The organism is Aquicoccus porphyridii, assembly GCF_008369105.1.
In the GTDB taxonomy this organism is placed as follows: Bacteria; Pseudomonadota; Alphaproteobacteria; order Rhodobacterales; family Rhodobacteraceae; genus Aquicoccus; species Aquicoccus porphyridii.
Genome location: NZ_VINQ01000002.1, coordinates 361629 through 377102, shown reverse-complemented (window position 1 = coordinate 377102; position 15474 = coordinate 361629). Strand labels below are relative to the sequence as shown.

The window sequence follows — 15474 nt, the reverse complement described above, 5'->3', positions numbered from 1 at the left end:
CATTCCGGCGGGGGGCAGGCCCGCTGGCGTCGGTCCGTGATCAGGGTTGTTCGTCGGAGTCGCGTTCGGCCTCGGCCTGTTCGGCGGCCCAGATACCGGCCGCTTCCACCGTGACGGGCGAGGCGGTGGGCAGCACGCCAAGGTAGCTTTCGGTTTCGTCGACCGGGGTGCCCTCGCGCTGGGTCATGCGGTAGAGGGCATAGAGCACGATGACGCCGAAGGTCGCGCCGAGAACCAGCCAGAAGGCGAAGGGGCCCAGCATCTGCATCGCCCAACCGGTGATCAGCGGCCCGGCGATGGCCCCGAGCCCGAAGGTGAAGACGAGGCCACCCGACGCGGCGGGCATGTCTTCGGTTGCGAGCGAGTCGTTGGTGTAGGCGAGGAACAGCGCGTAAAGCGGCGTGGTGACGCCCCCGGCCAGGAAGGCGGAGGCCATCAGCACCCACAACCCGCCGCCGAAGGTCCATCCCAGCGCACAGCAGACCGCGCCAAGCGTGGCGGCGCCGAGGATCAGCTTGCGCCGGTCCATCCGGTCGGAGAGCCAGCCAATGGGGTATTGCAGCACCAGCGCCCCGGCAAAGAGCATCGCCACGAAGAGCGCGATCTGCGCCGCCGAAAGCCCGATCTGGCTTCCGAAGACGGCGCCCATGCCCGATTGGGTGGCATAGACGCTGCCCAGCAGGAAAATCCCCACCGTGCTGAGTGGCGCGTAGGAAAAGAGGGCGCGCAGGGGCATCGGGCGGGCGACCTCGACCGCGGGCACCGGGGTGGCCGACAAGAGGATCGGCGCAAAGGAGATCGACACGAGGATCGAGGCCCCGATGAAGAGCACCGAGGTTCCCGCATCGCCCAGCGTCAGCAGCCCCTGTGCGCCGACGATGCCGAGCGTCTGCGCGATCATGTAGGCCGAGAGCACCTTGCCGCGTGTTTCGTTGCTGGCCGCGTGGTTGAGCCAGCTTTCGGCGGTGACGAAGATGCCCGACATGCAGAACCCGATCAGCACCCGAAGCACTGTCCACGCCCAGGGTTCGGTCAGCAGCGGAAAGGCAATGAGCCCGGCCGACATGAAACTGCCCAGCGCCGCGAAGACGCGCACATGCCCGACACGCCGGATCAGTAGCGGGGTCAGGCGCGCGCCCGACAGGAAACCGACGAAATAGCCCGAGGTGACGATGGCCAGTTCCGCGGCCGAGAAGTTCTCGATCCCGCCGCGCAGGCCGATCAGGGTGAAATGCATGCCGTTGCCCAGCATGATGAGCACGATGCCCAGCAGAAGGGCCCAGACCCCGGACAAGACCTGAATCATGAAACGTCCTTTCGCGCCGAGGATACCGCTCCCTGAACCGGGTGTCACATGTGGCGGGCGACGCCGCCTTCGCTGCAACGCCGCATGCGCGGCTGTTCACGACATTGCGTCCCGGCTGGCGGTGGGCAGGTCGTGACCACGACCGGTTGGACCCACGGTCACCTTGCGAACCGACAGGCTCTGTTGGTTCGATGAGGTATGGCTGGTTCGAGCCCGGATTACCGTTCAGGGTTTGCTCAGATGCCATGCATTGTAGAGGCCTACTCCAAGAGCCAGCACAGCGAGTAAGAGCCATACGACCCCTGATTGCTCTAAATATACGACACCGGCGTCATCGTCGAAGCACCGGCTGAGCTCATTGAAACAATTGCGCCATTTGAAATACTCGACGTAGTACAAGTACCCAAAAGCGAATGCGAGCCCGAGAGAAACCAAGGAAGATATCTTTCTGATCATCTACTAGCCCCCCTTAAATCACTGCCGAAAGCTTAGTGCTTCGGCAGTCAACTTCAACGTCTGCTTCGTCCGCCTACCCACCGAACACGTGCTTGAGCCGTGCCGCCTCTTCCGCCAGTCCCCAGGGCGGGTTGAGGATGAACATGCCCGATCCGACCATGCCGTGCCCGGCCCGGGCGGGGGGGAAGGATATTTCGGAGCGCAGCGCGTCGGGGAAACCTGAGTCGAGCCGGTCGAGCATTGCCCGATGCCGGTTGTCGCGCAGGATCGGATACCAGAGCGCGATCACGCCCACGTTCCATTTGCGGTGCAGTTTCGCGATCGCCGGCGGGATGGTTTGGTAGTCGCTTTTCACCTCCCAGGACGGGTCGACCAGCATCAGCCCGCGGCGCGGGACGGGCGGGCAGATGGAATGCGCCATCGTGAACCCGTCCTGTGGGTAGACCCGCGCGCCCGTGCCGCGCATCGCGGCGACCAGCGCGGCGTGTTCGCCCGGGTGCAATTCGGCCAGGTGCATCGTGTCGCCCGGGCGCAGGAGCGCGGCCGCGATCCGCGGCGAGCCGGGATAGGCGCCGGGCCCGGCCTCGGCGCGCACCAGTTCCAGCGCCTGCATCAGCGGGTGATCTGTGCCGAACCATCCCGCGCCCAAGGCCCGGGTGATGCCGGATTGCGCCTCGCCGGTCCTGAGCGCCTCGGGGGCGTTCAGGTCATAAAGGCCGCGACCGGCATGGGTTTCGACATAGCTCATCGGTTTTGGCTTGGCGGTCATGCGGGTCAGCATGGTCGCCAGCAGCGCGTGCTTGTGCAGATCGGCCATGTTGCCGGCGTGATAAATGTGCTGATAGGACAGCATCCGCGCCCCCGTTTTGCGGCCATGATGGGCCTCGTTCGGGGCTTATCCCGATAGAGGTGTGCGCGCAATCGCGGTTGGAAAGCGACGGGCGGCAGTTTCATGCCGAGGCACCCGCAATCCCCCCTTTCGGAACAGGGCTTGCGCGCCTATACAAAGGGGCCCGCGTGCTCAGCCGAGTCGCGGGCCAATTTTAGTTAATCAACGGGGTGCCCCACGCTCATGTCGATCTTCGATAAAATGCCCAGCCTTTTCGCTTCCGACATGGCCATCGACCTCGGCACCGCCAATACGCTGGTTTATGTCAAGGGACGCGGGGTGATCCTGAGCGAGCCGTCGGTCGTGGCCTATCATGTCAAGGATGGGGTCAAGAAGGTGCTGGCGGTGGGCGAGGACGCCAAGATGATGCTGGGGCGCACCCCCGGTTCGATCGAGGCGATCCGGCCGATGCGCGAAGGCGTGATCGCCGATTTCGACACCGCCGAAGAGATGATCAAGCATTTCATCCGCAAGGTTCACAAGCGCTCGACCTTTTACAAGCCCAAGATCATCGTCTGCGTGCCCCACGGGGCCACGCCGGTCGAGAAGCGCGCGATCCGAAGCTCCGTGCTGGCCGCCGGGGCGCGGCGCGCGGGGCTTATCGCCGAACCCATCGCGGCGGCGATCGGGGCGGGCATGCCGATCACCGATCCGACCGGCAACATGGTCGTCGATATCGGCGGCGGCACGACCGAGGTGGCGGTGCTGAGCCTTGGCGATATCGTCTATGCCCGCTCGGTGCGGGTTGGTGGCGACCGCATGGACGAGGCGATCATCAACTACCTGCGCCGCCAGCAGAACATTCTGGTCGGCGAATCCACCGCCGAGCGCATCAAGACCTCGATCGGCACGGCGCGCATGCCCGATGACGGGCGCGGCAGTTCGATGCAGATTCGCGGTCGCGACCTGCTGACCGGCGTGCCCAAGGAAACCGAGATCAGCCAGGCCCAGGTGGCCGAGGCGCTGTCCGAGCCGGTTCAGCAGATCTGTGAAGCGGTGATGACCGCGCTGGAAAGCACCCCGCCCGACCTTGCCGCCGATATCGTGGATCGCGGCGTGATGTTGACCGGGGGCGGGGCGCTTCTGGGCGATCTCGACCTGTCGCTGCGCGAACAGACCGGGCTGGCGGTGTCGATTGCCGATGACAGTCTCAACTGCGTGGCGCTGGGCACCGGAAAGGCGCTCGAGTTCGAAAAGCAGCTTCGCCACGCGATTGATTACGACAGTTGAGGCGGGGACGCGGCCGATTGCCTGCGCCCCGCGCCCTGTCTACCCCATGTCGCGGTAGTTGATTTCCTTGATATCCTGCCCGAGCTTGCCGCGCCGCACCAGCAGGCGGTTGAGGGCGTGGATATAGGCCTTGACGCTGGCCACCACGGTATCGGTGTCGGCGGATTGGCCGGTGGCGATGTTGCCGCCTTCCTCGAGCCGGACCGACACGGTGGCCTGGGCATCGGTGCCTTCGGTCACGGCGTGGACCTGGTAGAGCTGGAGCTGCGAATCCGATGCGTGCAATGCGCGCACCGCCTTGAAGCTGGCGTCGACCGGGCCGTCGCCCTGCATGGTGGCGGTCTTTTCCTCGCCGTCGATCTCCATCACGATGGTTGCCTCGGCGGGGCCACCGGTGCCGCAGGCCACCGCCAGCGACTTGAGTTGCAGCCGGTCATGCGCGGCGTCTTCGCTGATCCGCATGAGGGCGATGATGTCGTCGTCGAACACCTCTTTCTTGCGGTCGGCCAGCTCCTTGAAGCGGACGAACACGTCCTTGAGCTGATTGTCGGCCAGGTCGAAACCGAGGTTCTTGAGCTTGTCGCGCAGCGCGGCGCGGCCCGAGTGTTTGCCCAGCGGCAGCGAGGATTCGGCGAGGCCGATATCCTCGGGGCGCATGATCTCGAAATTCTCGCGGTTCTTGAGCATGCCGTCCTGGTGGATGCCGGATTCATGGGCGAAGGCGTTCTTGCCCACGATCGCCTTGTTGAACTGCACCGGGAAGCCCGAGACGGTGGCGACGCGGCGCGAGATCGCCATGATCTTGGTGGTATCGACCTCGGTCGACCAAGGCATGATGTCGTGGCGGGTTCTGAGCGCCATCACCACCTCTTCGAGGGCGGTGTTGCCGGCGCGTTCGCCCAACCCGTTGATCGTGCATTCGATCTGGCGGGCGCCGCCCGCGACGGCGGCGAGGCTGTTGGCCGTGGCCAGCCCCAGATCGTTGTGGCAATGGGTGGCAAAGATGATCGCGTCGGCGCCGGGCACCTCGGCGATCAGGCGGCGGATCAGATCGGCGCTTTCCTCGGGGGCGGTATAGCCGACGGTGTCGGGGATGTTGATCGTGCTGGCGCCCGCCTTGATCGCGATTTCGACAACACGCTTGAGGTAATCCCATTCGGTGCGGGTGGCATCCATCGGCGACCATTGCACGTTGTCGCAGAGATTGCGCGCATGGGTCACGGTGTCATGGATGCGCTCGGCCATTTCGTCCATGGTGAGGTTGGGGATCTGGCGATGCAGGGGTGAGGTGCCGATGAAGGTATGAATCCGCGGGCGCTTGCTGTGTTTCACGGCCTCCCAGCTACGGTCGATATCCTTGAGATTGGCGCGGGCGAGGCCGCAGATCACGGCGTTCTTCGAGCGTTTGGCGATCTCGCTCACGGCGCGGAAATCGCCTTCGGAGGCAATGGGGAAACCGGCCTCGATGATATCGACGCCCATGTCGTCGAGCATCTCGGCGATTTCGAGCTTCTCGTCATGGGTCATGGTGGCGCCGGGGCTTTGTTCGCCGTCGCGCAGAGTCGTGTCGAAGATCAAGACGCGGTCTTGAGGGATCATATCGGTCATTTTATGGGTCTCTTTCGTTTTTCCTTAGCGTTCGGGCGCGAAAACCATCCTCTGAGCGGTCGCGCCGGAAGGCACGCTCAGAGGCGGCTAAGGAGAAGGATCAGGGCAAGCGAAGCGGCACGCGGATCGCGTGCGGCAGCGGTGATATGGCCCCGAGTCATCATGATGTCGGACTATACGGGATGAATCGCGAATGAAAAGTGCCGATCTGCATGTTTTTTGACCCGGTTGGGGATCGGGACACTCTCGGGTGGCGGCGGCGCTGGTCCGGTTGGTGACAGGTGATCAGGCGCGAAACGCTAGCATGTTGCCCTCGATCGAATTCACGCCGCCCGGGGCGCTTGGCGGCCCGGGCAGCGCCCGCCCCGCCCCATGGGCGGGCGCTGCCCTCTGGTGATGCAACGCACGCTAATCGGGGCGGCGGTCGGCGTAGCGCGATTCGGTCTCGTAATAGGCGTCGAAGCCGACCAGCCGGCGCAGGTCCGCAAACGACATGAGGCCCTCGGGCGGGCGACCGTCGCGCAGGGCCTTGAGCGCGTCCTGCATGGCACGCATCGCCGCCGACATCAGGGTGAGCGGATAGGCGGCGTGGTGATAGCCGATCTCGGTGAGTGCGTCGGGCGGCAGGATCGGGGTGGCGCCGCCCTCGACCATGTTGGCCATTTTCCAGCCCGGAAGCTCGGTGCAGATGCGGCGCATCTCGGCCTCGTCATGCGGGGCCTCGACGAAAAGGATGTCGGCGCCCGCGTCGTGGAACGCCGCCGCCCTGGTCAGCGCCTCGTCGAGCCCGTGGCCGTGGCGTGCGTCGGTGCGGGCGATGATCAGGATGTCGTGGCCGCCGTCGCGGCGGGCGTCGTCGGCGGCGCGGATGCGGTCCACCGCTTCGGCGCGGTCGACCACCAGCTTGCCCTTGGTGTGGCCACAGCGTTTGGGGGCAAGCTGATCCTCGATCATCACAGCGGCGGCGCCCGCGCGGGCATAGCCCGCCACGGTGCGGCGCACGTTCATCGCGTTGCCATAGCCGGTATCGCCATCGGCCAGCACCGGCAGGCGGGTGGCGGCGCAGATGTCGCGCACCGTGTCGCGCATCTCGCCATAGGAGATGAGGCCGGTATCGGGCGCGCCGATCCGGTGTGCCGAGACCGCGAAACCGGACATGAACATCGCGTCGAACCCGGCCTCTTCGATCAGTCGCGCCGAGAGCGCGTCGCCACAGGAGGGCGTGACCAGCAGGCGGCCGGTTTCAAGCCGGGCCCGAAGGCGGGCGGCGGCGGTGTCGGGGGTTACAGAACCCGTGGCAGCCATAGAACGATATCCTCGACCCAGTAGATGATGAAAACGGTGGCGAGCATCAGCGCGACAAAGGGTGCGGCGCCGCGTGCGACTTCGCCGAGGCTGGCGCGGCCGATGGCCTGGATCACGTAGAGATTGAGCCCCACCGGCGGGGTGATCAGCGCGCATTCGACCATCAGCACGAAGAAGATGCCGAACCAGATCGGGTCGATCCCAAGCGCCGTGACGGCCCCGGCCAGCACCGGCATCATGATCAGCATCATCGAAAGCGCCTCCATGAAGAGGCCCATGACCAGGAGCGCGATGCCCACGGCGACGATGAACAGCCCGATCGTGTCGATGTTGGAGCTGATGAAGGTCGAGACATCCTGGGGAATGCGCCAGAGCGCGATCGCCTTGCCGAAGATCTTGGCGCCCGCCACGATCAGCAGGATTGCCGCCGAGGCCCGCAGCCCGTCCATCACCGCCTGTCGCAGCCCGGCGAGATCGAGGCTGCGCAGCAGCACGAAGGTGAGGAAGAGTGCGCCGAGAAAGCCGATGGCGGAGGCTTCGGTCGGGGTGAACCAGCCGGCATAGATGCCCGTGATGACCAAGGCGGCCAGCGCCATGGTGGGCAGCGCCCGGAGCGCGGTGGAGCGGCGTTCGCCCCAGCTTGCCTTTGGCATGGGGCGATATTGCGAGGAAAAGCGCGCGTAGAGCATCGAATAGCCGATGAAGAGAGTCATCAGCAGAAGCCCCGGCCCGATCCCGGCCATGAAGAGGCCGAGGATCGAGGATTCGGTGATCACGCCATAGACGATGAGGATGATCGAGGGGGGAATGAGGATACCGAGCGTGCCGCCCGCCGCCAGCAGCCCGAAGACGAAGGGGCGCGGATAGCCGCGCTTGGTCATCTCGGGGATGGCGACCGCGCCGATGGTGCCGGCGGTGGCCACGGACGAGCCGGAAATGGCCGAAAACAGCCCGCAGGAGATCACCGTCGCCACGGCCAGCCCGCCGGGCCAGTGGCCGACCCAAGCCTGCACCGCCGCGAAGAGATCGCGCCCGACGCCGCCGCGCAACAGGATGTTGGACATCAAGAGGAACAGCGGCACCGCGATCAGGATGAAACTGTCGAGCGAGGACAGGAGCGCGGTCGAGGCGATGCGCGGGGCGAAATCGCCGATGATCAGCAGGCCGATGCCGAGGCCGCCAAGGGCAAAGGCCACCGGCACGCCGACGAGCAGAAGCACGAAAAGTGCGATCAGGATCAGGAGAACGGTCACGAGGGCCTATTCCGGTGCATGTGCGTCAGGGGGTAGCGGCGCGCCGAGCGCGCAGCGGATGAATTCGATCACGGCCTGTAGCCCCAGCAGGGCAAAGGCCAGCGGCACGGCGGATTGCGACCACCATGCGGGAATGTCGAGCATCGACCCCGACGAGCGCCCGCGCAGGAAGGAATTGAGCGGCGCGTCCTTGCCATACCACACCATCACGCAGCAGAACGCGACCACGAAGCCAAGCGCCAGGAGCCGCATCAGCCGTTGTGCACCGGGGCCCATCAGGACGGTGAGCGCGGTGACGCGGATATGCCCGTTATGGCGCAGGAGCGCGGGGGCGGCGAGCAGGGTCGCGAAGATGAACAGCAGCCGCGACAGTTCCTCGGCCCAGATCGTGGGCGCGTTGAAGAAATAGCGCGCGATCACCTCGAAGCCCAGCATCAGCCCGATGGTGAAATAGGCCCAGCCGCAAAGCTGGGCCAGATGATCGGCGATGCGATCAATCAGGGATGCAAACGCCTGCATGGACGATCAGAAGCTTTCGGCCGCATCGAGAAGCTGTTGGCCCAGTTCGCCGGATTCGGCGAGCCATGCCTCGATCACCGGGGCAGAGGCCTCGCGCCATGCGGCAATTTCCTCGTCCGTGGGGAAGTGAACGGTCATGCCGTTGGCCTCGGCCTCCTTGAAGGCATTGGCTTCGAATTCCGACATGTAGTCGCGCACCGACGTTTCGGCGTTGCGGGCCGCGGTGGTCAGGATGTTGCGCTGTTCGTCGCTCAAGCCTTCCCACACGTCTTCGTTGATCACGACGATGAACTCGATATCGGCGTTGTTGACGGCGGTGATCGTGTCCATCACCTCCCACAGCTTGCGCGAGACGACGCCCGAGACGCCGGTCATGCCGATATCGACGGTGCCGCGCTGGTAGGCGAGGAACTGTTCGGAGCCGGAGATCAGCGTCGGGGCGCCGCCCAGGACGTTGACCCATTCACCCAGCCATTTGCCGAAGACGCGGGCCTTCTTGCCCGCCATGTCCTCGGGGCCGCGCAGCGGTTCGCCCTTGCTCAGAAGGACCGAGCCGCCATAGGCCTGCCACCAGAGCACATGCGAGCCGGTGTCGCGGATCGCGTCGTCGATCGGCCCGCGTACGGGCGAGTCGGGGGCGACGGCGGCGCGCACCTTTTCCTCGGTGTTGAGCACGAAGGGCATGTAGAAGATATCGACCGCCGGGATTTCGCCGACATAGCGGGTGAGCGAGGCGACGCCCATCTCGATCTCGCCCGCGCCCACGGCCTGGGGCACTTCGTTGTCGCGGTAGAGCTGGGCGCTGTCATAGATCTCGATCTTCATGTCGGATTTGGCTTCGACCTCTTCCTTGAACATCAGGAGATTCTGGCCGAGATGGCTTTTGAGTGGCAGTTGCAGCGTGATGCGCAGCGTGGTGTCGGCCATGACCGGCGTGACGGCCAGCATGGCAGCGGCGGCAAGACCGCCCAGCAGATGTCTCATGGATTTCCTCCTCCGGTGGTTCTGTTCTTGATCTTTTCGCCGCGCTCCACCGCGCGGCGATTGGACGCAGAATGGCGTTCCTGCCCGTGGTGTCAACCCGCAAGCCGTGGTGGGGCGGTCAGCCCGCAGCGACGCGGTCGCGCAGGAGACGGCGCAGGATCTTGCCGCTGGCGGATTTGGGAACCTCGTCGACCACTTCCATGAGGCGCACCTGTTTGTAATGCGCGAGCCGGGTTTCGAGATAGTCCTTCACGACGTCGAGCGTGGGCGGCTCGGCCCCCGGTGCGGCGACGACGAAGGCCATGGGCAATTCGCCCGCGTCATCGTCGGGCACGCCGATCACGGCGGCGTCGGCAATCGCGGGATGGGTGACAAGCTCGGCCTCAAGCTCGGCCGGGGCGACTTGGAAACCCTTGTATTTGATGAGTTCCTTCAAGCGGTCGGTGATGAAGAGGTATCCGTCCGCGTCGAAATGAGCGATGTCGCCGGTCCTGAGCCAGCCGCCCTCGACGATGGTCTCAGACGTGGCCTTGTCGTTGTTGAGATAGCCCTTCATCACCTGCGGGCCGCGCACCCAAAGCTCTCCGTCCTCGCCCGGTTTCACATCTTCGAGCGTTTCGGGGTTCACGATGCGGCATTCGGTGTTGGAGATCGACACGCCCGAGGCACCGGGTTTGCACTGGCCCTGGGGTGAGATGTGGCTGACCGGCGAAAGCTCGGTCATGCCGTAGCCTTGCGTTGCGTTGGTGCCGAGCCGGTCGCCCATCGCCTGGGCGACATCGGCGCCGAGGGGGGCAGCGGCGGAATTGACCTGCTCGACATGACCGAGATCGAATTGATCGACCAGCGGATGTTTGGCCAGCGCCAGCGCAACCGGGGGCACGATCCAGAGGCGCGGGGTTTTGTATTGTTCGACCAGCTTGAGATACATTTCGAGATCGAAGCGCGGCATGGTGACGAGCCCGCCACCGGCGGCGAGATAGATGTTCATCAGCACTTCGAGCCCGTAGATGTGAAAGAACGGCAGGAAGGCGACGGTCAACTCGCCCGGTTGCACGTCGGCGGGGGCCAGCGATTGGTCGATGTTCACGACAAGGTTCTGATGGGTGAGCATCACCCCCTTGGGCAGGCCGGTCGTGCCGCTGGAATAGGGCAGGGCGACAACATGCTCGGCGACGTCGACCGGGGCCTGTTCGGCCATCGGGGCGCCCATCAACTCGGCGAGCGGGACCATGCCCTCGGGGGCGTCGCCGATGATGACGATTTCCTTGATTCCGGTGCCCTTGATCGCCGCGCGGGCGGTGTCGGCGAACATGGCGATGGTGACAAGCACATCGGCGGCGGCATCGGTGAGCTGATGGTTGACCTCATGCGCGGTATAGGTGGGGTTGATCGTGGTCACGGTGCCGCCGGCCCATGCGCTGGCGTGAAAGACCACGCAATATTCGGGAATGTTGGGCGCCATCAGCGCCACCACCTTGCCCGCGCCATACCCGCGCGCCGTGAGCCCGCCGGCCAGCGATTTCACCCCGCCGACGAACTGCGCCCCGGTCATCGCGCGCCCCGTGGGGCCGTCGATCAGGATGGTCGCCTCGGGGTCGATGCCCTCGAACACGCGCTGGGTGATGGTCTTGTCGCTCAGCGCCACATCGGGGAACCGGCTTTTGTAGATGGTCATTGTAATCTCCTCCCGTATTTTTCGGCGAGATTACACGGGCCACGGTGCAGGCCAAGATGTTTCTCTTGCCCGGCTCGCGGGGGTTGGAGGGTGACGTAGGGTCAGGTCGCTGCGATGCCGGGTGGCGTATCTCAGCCGCAGGGAACCGGATCGCCGGGCCGGGTGTCGCCGGGGGCGCAGAACAGGCGGTAGAGCAGGGAAATCACCTCGTAGGTGCTTTCATCGGCGAGGCTGTAATAGACGGTCTTGCCGTCGCGCCGGGTCTTGACGAGTTGTTCCTCGCGCAGGCGGGCGAGCATCTGGCTCACCGCGGCCTGACGGATATCGAGCAGCTCTTCCAGCTCGCCCACCGATTTCTCGCCCGAGCCGAGATGGCACAGGATCATGAGCCGACCCTCGTGGGCGAGCGTCTTGAGATAGGCGGCGGCGCTTGCCGCGCTGCGGGCCATTTCGCTGGGCGGTGCCGGGGGGGGCTTGGCGTCCAAGCTGATGCTCCTCACTGTTCATTCATGCGGTGTTTAGCATATGTAGGTGGCAAAGGCGAGATTTACAGGCCCTTGACCGGCGCCCCGCCCTGGAAATTGTTGCCATTTGCATAATCGCAAGGCGCATCCTGCATCTGGAGATGCAAACCGTCACCGGTATAGGGATGGGCGCGGGCCAGGTCTTCGTTCACCTCGATCCCGAGACCGGGGGCGGAAGGGGGCGTGACGAAGCCGTTCTCGACCGAAATCGTGCCGCCGATCAGGTCGCGGTGGAAATCGGTTTCGATGGTTTCCAGCAAGAGGATGTTGGGGATCGACGCGGCGAGGTGGATATTGGCGGCCCATTCGACGGGGCCGGCATAGAGATGCGGGGCGATCTGGGCGTTGAACACCTCGGCGATGGCGGCGGTTTTCTTCATTTCCCAGATGCCGCCCGCGCGGCCCAGCGCCGGTTGCAGGATCTCGGCCGCCCCGGCGCGCAGCACGGCGGCGAATTCGGACTTTGTCGTCATCCGCTCACCGGTGGCGACGGGGATGCGGACCTGGCGCGCGACGCGGGCCATATCCTCGATATGATCGGGGGGTGTGGGTTCCTCGAACCAGAGCGGGGAATAGGGTTCGATTGCCTGGCCCAGCCGGATCGCGCCCGCGGTGGTGAATTGCCCATGCGTGCCGAACAAGAGGTCGGCGCGATCGCCCACCGCCTCGCGAATGGCCTTGCAGAAGGCCACAGAGGTCGAGATGTCGGACATCGCGGGCATGTGGCCGCCGCGCATCGTGTAGGGCCCTGCGGGGTCGAATTTCACCGCCGTATAGCCGCGCGCGACAGCGTCCGCGGCGCTGATCGCGGCGGCGTCGGGATCGGTCCAGAAGGTTTCAAGATCCTGATCGGGCAGCGGGTAGAGATAGGTATAGGCGCGGATGCGGTCGTTCATGCGCCCGCCGATCAGGGCGTGAACCGGGCGGTCGCGGTGTTTGCCGAGGATATCCCAACAGGCGATTTCGAGCCCGGAAAAGGCGCCCATCACGGTGAGATCGGGGCGTTGGGTGAAACCCGAGGAATAGGCGCGGCGGAACATCAGCTCGATGTTTTCGGGGTTTTCGCCTGCCATGTGGCGGGTGAAGACGTCCGAAATGACGGCGCGCATCACCTCGGGGCCGACCGAGGCGGCATAGCATTCGCCCCAGCCGGTGATGCCCGTGTCGGTGGTCAGCTTGACGAGAATCCAGTAGCGCCCGCCCCAGCCCGGCGCGGGCGGGGCGGTGACGATGATGTCGAGATCGGCAAGTTTCATGGGCGTGGCTCCGTCAGGTGCGAGATTTGCCGCAACTTCGCCCGGGCGGGTCGGGGAAAACAACCCCGTCCGCGTCAGAACAGGATCACGTTGCGCCGGGCGCTGCCGGATTTGGTGTCGGCGATCGCCTCGTTGATCTGGTTGAGTTGCCAGCGGTTCGAGATCAATTCGTCGAGTTTCAGCCGCCCCTGCTGGTAGAGGTCGATCATCCACGGGATGTCGCGGCGGATCACCACGTCGCCCATTTTCGAGCCGACCATGCCCTGGCCCACGGCGGCCATGACCACCGGTGAATAGGTCGATACCTCGGAGGAGTGGGGCATGCCGATCATCACCACCTTGCCGCCCCGGGCGAGATAGCGCGGCGCCACGTCATAGGCGGGGATCGCACCGACGGTGACGAATACCGCATCCGCGCCGCGCCCCATCGCCTTCATCGCCGCGCGCCAGGGTTTGGGATCGGTGGCCAGCACCCCGTCGGTGGCACCGAATTCCATCGCGTCGGCGAGTTTTTCCTCGCTCATGTCGACGGCGACGATGCGCCTTGCCCCGGCGATGCGCGCGCCCTGGATGGCGTTGAGCCCGACGCCGCCAGCGCCGATCACCACCGCGTCCTGCCCGGCCTTGAACCCGGCGGCGTTCACCACCGCGCCGACGCCGGTGATGACCCCGCAGGACAGCAGGCAGGCCACGTCCTTTTTCATGTCGGCGGGCAGTTTCGCGATCTGGCTTTGATCGACGACGACCTTTTCGGCAAAGGCACCGCAGGCCATGGCCTGGTGCAGGGTCGAGCCGTCGGGCATGGCGAGCGGCCCGCGATCGCCGTTATAGGGGGTTTCGCAGATCGTCGGTTTGCCGCCCGCGCAGGACGGGCAGGTGCCGCAGGCGCGGATCAGCGTCACGAGAACATCGTCGCCCACGTTGACATCGCGCACACCCGCGCCCACGGTCGAAACCTTGCCCGCGGCTTCGTGGCCATAAACGGCTGGAAGCGTGCCGCCCCATGCGCCTTCGGCAAAGGAAATGTCGGAATGGCAGATCGCCACGGCCTCGAGCGCGACCTCGACTTCGCCCATTTCGGGGGCGCGAAGCTCGACCGTTTCGATGGTGAGGGGTTGGCCGAATTCGTGGCATACGGCGGCTTTGATGGCGGTCATTGGTTCCTGGGCCTCCCTGTTGGTCTTTGGGCGAGAGTGGCCCCGCGAAGAGCGCGCGGCAAGTGCCAATCGGAGCGGCTTCAACGTTCTGACGAAACGGAACTGCGCAAAAAGAGCACGAGGCAAAGCGCCATCAGCATGGCGGCGAGAAGGAATGGCGCGCCGGGCAGGTAGAGCGCGGCACCCTCGCGGGTGAAGGCGGCGAAACTCTGGGTCATGGCGAGCGGGGCGATGATCATCGCCACGGAATTGGCCGAGGTCAGCACGCCCTGCAATTCGCCCTGCGCATCGTCGGCCACCGCCTGTGACATCGCGCCCTGCAGCGCGGGCAGGCCCACGGCGCCCAGGGCGACGATGGGAATCAGGAACAGAAGCAGGGTTCCGGACGGGACGAAGGCGGTGACGATCAGCGCGCAGAGCTCGACCCAGAGCGCGAAGATCACCGTGCCGCGATAGCCCAGCCGCGCCATGGCGGGGCGCACGCCAAAGCCCTGCACCAGCCCGAAGAACAACCCGTAGATGCCAAGCGACAGGCCGATCGTGGCCTCGGTCCAGCCAAAGCGCAGGGTGGTGAAATAGGCCCAGATCGCGGGATAGACCATGCTCGCCACCTGGTAGAGGAAATAGACCGCGAGGATCGGCCGGAGGCCGGGAAAGGCGGTGATCGAACGGAAAGCGCCGAACGGGTTGGCGCGTGACCAGCGGAACGGGCGGCGGATCGCGTCGGTGACGGTTTCGCGCAACACCAGCGCGCCCAGCCCGGCATTGGCCAGTGCCAGCGCGCCCGCTGCCCAGAACGGGGCGCGGGTGCCGTATTCGGCCAGCAGACCGCCCAGCACCGGCCCAAGCACGAAACCGATCCCGAAGCCCGCGCCGACAAGGCCGAAACGGGCGGCTTTCTCATGCGGCTCGGAGATGTCGGCCATGTAGGCGTTGGCGGTGGAATGGGTCGCTGCCGTGATCCCGCCGATCAGCCGGCCTGCAAGCAGGAGCCAGATCGAGCCCGCCAGCGCCATGACCACGTAATCGGCGGCCATCACCAAAAGCGAGGTGAGCAGCACCGGCCGTCGCCCGAACCGGTCCGACAACGCGCCGACCAGCGGGGCGAAGAGGAATTGCATCACCGCGAAGGCGGTCGAGAGCACGCCACCCCAAACGGCGGCCTGCGCGATCGTGGCGCCATCGACCTCGGCTATGAGCGCGGGCATGACCGGCATGATGAGGCCGATCCCCATGGCGTCGATCACCACGGTCAGGACGATGAAGAGAACGGGCAGGCGGGCGGGGGGCATGGGCGGCTGTTACGGTT

Annotated in this window: 13 protein-coding genes; 1 reads left to right on the top strand and 12 read right to left on the bottom strand. The window is 65.5% G+C overall.

Annotation, left to right across the window (positions count from 1 at the left end; genetic code table 11):
• Positions 1-40: 40 nt before the first annotated feature.
• Both FLO80_RS04870 and FLO80_RS04865 read right to left on the bottom strand, forming a co-directional pair.
• Positions 41-1306 carry an MFS transporter gene (locus FLO80_RS04870; protein WP_111363372.1) on the bottom strand — a complete coding sequence of 422 codons (1266 nt, stop codon included), beginning with the start codon at positions 1304-1306 and terminating at the stop codon, positions 41-43.
• Positions 1307-1835: 529 nt separating this feature from the next.
• Positions 1836-2615, bottom strand: a complete 780-nt coding sequence (locus FLO80_RS04865; RefSeq protein WP_111363374.1) for a 23S rRNA (adenine(2030)-N(6))-methyltransferase RlmJ — start codon at positions 2613-2615, stop codon at positions 1836-1838.
• A 219-nt stretch (positions 2616-2834) separates the two neighbouring features.
• On the opposite strand from FLO80_RS04865, the gene FLO80_RS04860 reads away from it, so the two are divergent.
• On the top strand, positions 2835-3881 hold the full coding sequence (locus tag FLO80_RS04860) for a rod shape-determining protein (RefSeq protein WP_111363376.1): 1047 nt from the start codon (positions 2835-2837) through the stop codon (positions 3879-3881).
• A 39-nt stretch (positions 3882-3920) separates the two neighbouring features.
• On the opposite strand, the gene FLO80_RS04855 is transcribed toward FLO80_RS04860, so the two are convergent.
• The 10 genes from FLO80_RS04855 to FLO80_RS04810 all read right to left on the bottom strand — a co-directional run bounded on the left by FLO80_RS04855 (position 3921) and on the right by FLO80_RS04810 (position 15457).
• Positions 3921-5489, bottom strand: a complete 1569-nt coding sequence (locus tag FLO80_RS04855; protein ID WP_111363378.1) for a 2-isopropylmalate synthase — start codon at positions 5487-5489, stop codon at positions 3921-3923.
• Between the two features lie 408 nt (positions 5490-5897).
• Positions 5898-6794 (bottom strand): isocitrate lyase/PEP mutase family protein, encoded by an 897-nt coding sequence (locus FLO80_RS04850; RefSeq protein WP_111363380.1) that lies wholly within the window; start codon positions 6792-6794, stop codon positions 5898-5900.
• Complete coding sequence (locus FLO80_RS04845; RefSeq protein ID WP_111363382.1) at positions 6773-8047, bottom strand: TRAP transporter large permease; 1275 nt, start codon at positions 8045-8047, stop codon at positions 6773-6775. Before FLO80_RS04845 ends, FLO80_RS04850 begins: the two co-directional genes overlap by 22 nt.
• Before the next feature lie 6 nt (positions 8048-8053).
• Complete coding sequence (locus FLO80_RS04840; RefSeq protein ID WP_111363384.1) at positions 8054-8566, bottom strand: TRAP transporter small permease subunit; 513 nt, start codon at positions 8564-8566, stop codon at positions 8054-8056.
• Between the two features lie 6 nt (positions 8567-8572).
• Positions 8573-9550 carry a TRAP transporter substrate-binding protein gene (locus FLO80_RS04835; protein ID WP_111363386.1) on the bottom strand — a complete coding sequence of 326 codons (978 nt, stop codon included), beginning with the start codon at positions 9548-9550 and terminating at the stop codon, positions 8573-8575.
• Positions 9551-9668: 118 nt separating this feature from the next.
• Positions 9669-11228, bottom strand: coding sequence for an AMP-binding protein (locus FLO80_RS04830; protein WP_111363388.1), 1560 nt, complete (start codon positions 11226-11228; stop codon positions 9669-9671).
• 131 nt (positions 11229-11359) lie between these two features.
• The gene (locus FLO80_RS04825) at positions 11360-11677 is read right to left on the bottom strand and encodes an ArsR/SmtB family transcription factor (RefSeq protein WP_111363390.1); all 318 of its coding nucleotides are present in this window, start codon (positions 11675-11677) and stop codon (positions 11360-11362) included.
• 98 nt (positions 11678-11775) lie between these two features.
• Positions 11776-13008, bottom strand: a complete 1233-nt coding sequence (locus tag FLO80_RS04820; protein WP_111363392.1) for a mandelate racemase/muconate lactonizing enzyme family protein — start codon at positions 13006-13008, stop codon at positions 11776-11778.
• A gap of 74 nt (positions 13009-13082) precedes the next feature.
• Positions 13083-14165 (bottom strand): Zn-dependent alcohol dehydrogenase, encoded by a 1083-nt coding sequence (locus tag FLO80_RS04815; protein ID WP_111363394.1) that lies wholly within the window; start codon positions 14163-14165, stop codon positions 13083-13085.
• Between the two features lie 80 nt (positions 14166-14245).
• A complete protein-coding gene (locus FLO80_RS04810; RefSeq protein ID WP_111363396.1) occupies positions 14246-15457 on the bottom strand; it encodes a TCR/Tet family MFS transporter in 1212 nt (403 codons plus the stop codon).
• Positions 15458-15474 lie beyond the last annotated feature (17 nt).